A 4,856-nucleotide genomic window follows, 5' to 3' on the forward strand; every position below is an offset into this window, starting at 1 on the left:
GGACTTCTTGAACCCGCCGTGCGGCATCTCGGCGACGAGTGCCATGTGGGTGTTGATCCACACGCAGCCGAAGTCGAGATTCCTCGACATCCGCATCGCCCTCGCGTGGTCCTTGGTCCACACCGAGGAGGCCAGCGCGTAGTCGACGCCGTTGGCCCAGGTCAGGGCCTGCTCCTCGTCGGTGAACGACTGGACGGTGATGACCGGGCCGAAGACCTCGTTCTGGATGATCTCGTCGTCCTGGCGCAGGCCGGAGACGACGGTCGGGGCGTAGAAGTAGCCCTTGTCGCCGACCCGGTGGCCGCCCGCCTCGACCTTGGCGTGGGCGGGGAGCCGCTCGATGAAGCCGCTGACCTGCTTCAGCTGGTTGGCGTTGTTGAGCGGGCCGTACAGCACGTCCTCGTCGTCCGGCCGACCCGTCTTCGTCTCGGCGGCGGCCTTCGCGAGCGCGCTGACGAACTCGTCGTGGATCGACTCGTGGACGAGGACGCGGGTCGCGGCCGTGCAGTCCTGGCCGGCGTTGAAGAAGCCCGCGACGGAGATGCCCTCGACGGCCTTGGCGATGTCGCTGTCCTCGAAGACCACGGCGGGCGCCTTGCCGCCGAGCTCCAGGTGGACGCGCTTGACGTCCTTGGCCGCGGACTCGGCGACCTGCATGCCGGCCCGTACCGAACCGGTGATGGAGGCCATCGCCGGGGTCGGGTGCTCGACCATCGCACGGCCGGTGTCCCGGTCGCCACAGATGACGTTGAAGACGCCCTTGGGCAGGATCTGGCCGATGATCTCGGCGATCAGCACGGTCGACGCGGGGGTCGTGTCCGACGGCTTGAGGACGACCGTGTTGCCCGCGGCGAGGGCCGGGGCGAACTTCCACACGGCCATCATCATCGGGTAGTTCCACGGCGCGACCTGCGCGCACACACCCACCGGCTCACGGCGGACGATCGAGGTCATGCCCTCCATGTACTCGCCGGCGGACTTGCCCTCGAGCATCCGGGCGGCGCCCGCGAAGAAGCGGATCTGGTCCACCATCGGCGGGACCTCCTCGCTCGCGGTGAGCGCGACCGGCTTGCCGGTGTTCTCGACCTCGGCGGCGATCAGGTCCTCGGCGCGCTCCTCGAAGGCGTCGGCGATCTTCAGGAGCACCTTCTGGCGCTCGGACGGCGTGGTGTCGCGCCAGGCCGGGAAGGCCGCGGCGGCGGCGTCCATGGCGGCGTCGACGTCCGCCTGCCCGGACAGCGGAGACGTGGCGAAGACCTCGCCCGTGGCCGGGTTGACCACATCGATGGTCCGTCCGTCCGCGGCGTCCCGGAATTCCCCGTTGATGTAGTTACGCAGCCGGCGCAGCTCGGTGGTCACTTGGCCACCCCTCCTGTCACGTTCTGTGTCGCACGTCGTCGTGCGGCGTCCCGATGAGTGAGACACCCAAGGGTAATCGCTTCACAGACGCTTTCAACAGGCCTGACGCCTCCCAACTTCGGATTCGGTGAGATCTGGAACCAGAAACAACGAATTTCATCGCTCATGGCTTGCCAGACAGACGAACCTGGTGCACAGTGAAGTCGTGGCCAGCCAAAGCACGCATTCCAGAACCGGATCCGGTTCGTCCCCGACGATCGATGCCGTCTCCCTGGCGATCATCGAGCAGCTCCAGGAGGACGGTCGCCGTCCGTACGCCGCCATCGGCAAGGCCGTGGGCCTCTCCGAGGCGGCCGTCCGGCAGCGCGTCCAGAAGCTGCTCGACCAGGGCGTCATGCAGATCGTCGCCGTCACCGACCCGCTCACCGTGGGCCTCCGGCGTCAGGCGATGGTCGGCATCAACGTCGAGGGTGACCTGGATCCAGTCGCCGAGGCGCTGACTGCCATGGCCGAATGCGAGTACGTGGTGATGACCGCGGGCTCCTTCGACCTGATGGTGGAGATCGTCTGCGAGGACGACGACCACCTGCTGGATGTGATCAACAAGCGCATCCGCACCCTCCCCGGCGTGCGCTCCACCGAGAGCTTCGTCTACCTCAAGCTCAAGAAGCAGACCTATATGTGGGGAACTCGATAACCGTGACCCAGGACCTCTCCAAGACCGCGTACGACCACCTGTGGATGCACTTCACGCGCATGTCGTCGTACGAGAACTCGCCCGTTCCCACCATCGTGCGTGGTGAGGGCACCTACATCTTCGACGACAAGGGCAAGCGCTACCTCGACGGTCTCGCGGGTCTCTTCGTGGTCAACGCCGGACACGGCCGCCAGGAGCTGGCCGAGGTCGCGTACAAGCAGGCCCAGGAGCTCGCGTTCTTCCCCGTGTGGTCGTACGCGCACCCCAAGGCCGTCGAGCTCGCCGAGCGTCTCGCGCACTACGCCCCGGGCGACCTGAACAAGGTCTTCTTCACCACTGGTGGCGGCGAGGCCGTCGAGACCGCGTGGAAGCTCGCCAAGCAGTACTTCAAGCTGCAGGGCAAGCACACCAAGTACAAGGTCATCTCGCGTGCGGTCGCCTACCACGGCACCCCGCAGGGCGCCCTGTCCATCACCGGTCTGCCGGCCCTGAAGGCCCCCTTCGAGCCGCTGGTCCCCGGCGCGCACAAGGTGCCGAACACCAACATCTACCGCGCCCCGATCCACGGCGACGACCCCGAGGCCTTCGGCCGCTGGGCCGCCGACCAGATCGAGCAGCAGATCCTCTTCGAGGGCCCCGAGACCGTCGCGGCTGTCTTCCTGGAGCCGGTGCAGAACGCCGGCGGCTGCTTCCCGCCGCCGCCCGGGTACTTCCAGCGGGTCCGCGAGATCTGCGACCAGTACGACGTGCTGCTCGTCTCCGACGAGACGATCTGCGCCTTCGGCCGCCTCGGCACGATGTTCGCCTGTGACAAGTTCGGCTACGTGCCGGACATGATCACCTGCGCCAAGGGCATGACCTCGGGCTACTCCCCGATCGGCGCCTGCATCGTCTCGGACCGCATCGCGGAGCCGTTCTACAAGGGCGACAACACCTTCCTGCACGGCTACACCTTCGGTGGCCACCCGGTGTCGTCGGCGGTCGCGATCGCCAACCTCGACATCTTCGACAAGGAAGGCCTGAACCAGCACGTGCTGGACCAGGAGGGCAACTTCTTCGACACCCTGAAGAAGCTGCACGACCTGCCGATCGTCGGCGACGTCCGCGGCAACGGCTTCTTCTACGGCATCGAGCTCGTCAAGGACAAGGTCACCAAGGAGTCCTTCACGGACGAGGAGACCGAGCGCGTCCTGTACGGCTTCCTGTCCAAGGCGCTGTTCGACAACGGTCTGTACTGCCGTGCCGACGACCGTGGCGACCCGGTCATCCAGCTGGCCCCGCCGCTGATCGCCGACCAGGGCACCTTCGACGAGATCGAAGGCATCCTGCGCTCGGTGCTCACCGAGGCGTGGACGAAGCTCTGACGGCTCCGACCGTCCCCGCCCTCCGAGGCAGAGGACCTCACGCCGCCCTCACGGCGTGACCCCGGCCCGGGCATGCCGCCATCCGAGTGGATGGCGGCGGCCCGGGCCGTGTGCTGTCCGTACAAGCGGATCTGAATCCTTACGGTGCCGAGTGAGCCACGTGACCCACAGGCCCGTCTCCTCGTTCCCCCGCACGGGGGAACACACATCAGATCCGACAACGAGGTGTACGCGATGGTGGCCCCACCGGACAACGACGTGCTCTGGGCACGCTCCCTGCACCACACCCTCGGCGGCACGCCCGCCCTCAGCGGTGTCTCCCTCGGGGTCCGCGAGGGCGAGATCCTCGCCGTCACCGGACCGCGCGGCAGCGGCAAGACGACCCTGCTGCGCTGCCTCTCCGGCCAGCTCGTGGCCGACCAGGGCGAGGTCTGGTTCAACAGCGGCCCCGTCCACACCCTGAGCCTCGTCCAGCGCGAGCGGCTGCGCCGCGAACGGTTCGGCTGGATCGACCCCGAACCCGGACTCGTGCCCGAGCTGACCGCCTGGGAGAACGCCGCCCTGCCGCTGCTGCTGCGCGGCCTCGCGCACCGCACCGCGAAGTCCTCCGCCATGGAATGGCTGGACCGGCTCGACATCGGCGGCGCCGCGCGCAAACGGCCGCACGACCTCACCCAGTCCCAGCGGCAGCGGATCGCCACCGCGCGGGCCCTGGTCACCACGCCGTCGGTGCTCTTCGCCGACGAGCCGACCGCCGCCCTGCACCGCGCCGACGGCGCGCAGGTACTGCGCACCCTCACCGCGGCCGCCCGCTCGCACCGGATCACCGTGCTGCTCGCCACCCACGACGCCGACGTGGCCGCCCTCGCCGACCGGGCCGTCACGCTCGTCGACGGCCGCCGCGTCAGCTCCGCCCCGCCGACCGGTACGGAGGGCCGCGCCGCGTGCTCGCTCTCCGTCTGACCCGGGGCTCCCACCCGCTGGTCCTGCTGCGGCGGCTGCTGGTCGCCGCGGCCGCCGCGGGCGTGGGCTTCCTCCTGCTGTGCACACTCGGCTACGCGGTCGGCCACCCGGCGCACGCGCCCGACTCCTCGCTGCGGCTGCTGTGGTGCGTGATCCCGATGGCGGCGACCGTGCAGTTCGCGGTCGCCGTGGCCCGTACGGACCCCAGCACCCGGCCCCGGCCGGGCCTCTCCGCGGTCGGGCTCGGGCCCGCCCGGCTGACCGCGCTCGCCGCCGCCTCGACCGCGGTCGCCTGCACGCTCGGCTCCACGGTGGCGCTGCTGTTCTACCTGCACCTGCGCGGCGACATCACCGGCCTGCCGTTCGACGGGGCCGCGGCCGACCTGCTGGCCGCCGACCGGCCGATCCCGCTCGCCGCGGCGCTCACCCTGCTCGCCGTCCTCCCGGTGGCCGCCGCCACCGCCGCGGCGCTG

3 protein-coding genes and 2 pseudogenes are annotated in these 4,856 nt (G+C 69.5%); 4 read left to right on the top strand and 1 reads right to left on the bottom strand.

Going from position 1 to position 4,856, the window contains the following annotated elements:
* The coding region (locus VIU94_RS38020) for a gamma-aminobutyraldehyde dehydrogenase (RefSeq protein WP_331919037.1) at nt 1–1,359 on the bottom strand (1,359 nt) is incomplete at its 3' end.
* 205 nt (nt 1,360–1,564) lie between these two features.
* Between VIU94_RS38020 and VIU94_RS38025 the strand changes: the two genes are divergently transcribed.
* The 4 genes and pseudogenes from VIU94_RS38025 to VIU94_RS38040 form a co-directional block, all read left to right on the top strand.
* A complete protein-coding gene (locus tag VIU94_RS38025) occupies nt 1,565–2,056 on the top strand; it encodes an Lrp/AsnC family transcriptional regulator (RefSeq protein ID WP_331919039.1) in 492 nt (163 codons plus the stop codon).
* A complete protein-coding gene (locus VIU94_RS38030; protein ID WP_331919041.1) occupies nt 2,041–3,420 on the top strand; it encodes an aspartate aminotransferase family protein in 1,380 nt (459 codons plus the stop codon). Before VIU94_RS38025 ends, VIU94_RS38030 begins: the two co-directional genes overlap by 16 nt.
* Nucleotides 3,421–3,738: 318 nt before the next feature.
* Nucleotides 3,739–4,383, top strand: a pseudogene (locus VIU94_RS38035) (ABC transporter ATP-binding protein); the annotation flags it as partial.
* Nucleotides 4,365–4,856: pseudogene (locus VIU94_RS38040) on the top strand (hypothetical protein); the annotation flags it as partial. The pseudogenes VIU94_RS38035 and VIU94_RS38040, both read left to right, overlap by 19 nt.

The organism is Streptomyces sp., from assembly GCF_036566765.1.
In the GTDB taxonomy this organism is placed as follows: domain Bacteria; phylum Actinomycetota; class Actinomycetes; order Streptomycetales; family Streptomycetaceae; genus Streptomyces.